At 64.6% G+C, this 1051-nt stretch carries 1 protein-coding gene; it reads left to right on the top strand.

From position 1 onward, the window contains the following. Positions 1–93: 93 nt before the first annotated feature. Positions 94–1036, top strand: a protein-coding gene (locus tag BRX43_RS20060) for an IS630 family transposase (protein WP_125996797.1) whose coding sequence is annotated in 2 segments (ribosomal slippage) — positions 94–440 and positions 439–1036 — 945 coding nt in all. Because the reading frame shifts where the segments join, the coding sequence is not laid out codon by codon here. Positions 1037–1051: the final 15 nt, after the last annotated feature.

Raw genomic sequence — 1051 nt, forward strand, 5'->3', positions numbered from 1 at the left:
CTAGAGCGGGATGACGTGGGGCTGAATCGATGGGGATTTCCATGGAGGCGCTGATCTGATTCAAGGGCAGGCTGGCGGAGGAGGCCGGTCTGCATGGCGAAGCCGTATTCGATGGACTTGCGCGACAGGGTGGTGCGGGCGGTGACGGCGGAGGGCATGTCGTGTCATGCGGCTGCGGCGCGCTTCGGGGTGGCGCCGAGTTCGGCGATCAAGTGGATGCGGCGCTACCGGGACACGGGCAGCGCGGCGCCGGGGCAAATGGGCGGTCGCCGCACCAACATCCTGTCGGGCGCGACGCGGGACTGGCTGCTGGAGCGGGTCCGCCAGGACTTCACCTTGCGCGGGCTGGTAATGGAACTGGCCGGGCGCGGCGTGAAGGTCGACTATGTGCAGGTGTGGCGATTTGCCCATGCCGAGGGTCTGAGCTTCAAAAAAAAGCGTGTTGCCCGCTGAACAGCTCCGTCCCGCGATCGCGCGGCGCCGGGCACAGTGGAAGAAGTACCAGGGGCGAATTGATCCGACGCGCCTGGTCTTCATCGACGAAACCTGGGTGAAGACGAACATGGCCCCGCTCAGGGGCTGGGCGCCGGTCGGGCAGCGGCTCCACGCCAAGGTGCCCTACGGCCATTGGCGCACCATGACGTTCCTGGCGGCGCTACGGTGCGACCGGATCGATGCGCCATGCGTGCTCGACCAGCCGATCAACGCCCAGAGCTTCACCGACTATGTCGAGCAGTGCCTTGTGCCGACGCTCTCGCGCGGTGACGTCGTCATCATGGACAACCTATCCAGTCACAAGAAACCCGCCATCCGGCACGCCATCAGAGCCGTCGGCGCCAGGCTCCTCTTCCTGCCACCGTACTCGCCCGACCTGAACCCAATCGAGCAGGTCTTCGCCAAGCTCAAGCACCTGATGCGAAAGGCCGCAGAGCGATCCCATGAAGCAACATGGCGCCGTGTCGGATCGCTCCTCAATGCCTTCTCACCAGACGAGTGCCGCAACTATCTGCGCAACTCCGGATATGCGTCAGCCTGATGTCATCATGGTCTA

The organism is Sphingomonas sp. S-NIH.Pt15_0812 (assembly GCF_003951315.1).
Classification (GTDB): domain Bacteria; phylum Pseudomonadota; class Alphaproteobacteria; order Sphingomonadales; family Sphingomonadaceae; genus Sphingomonas.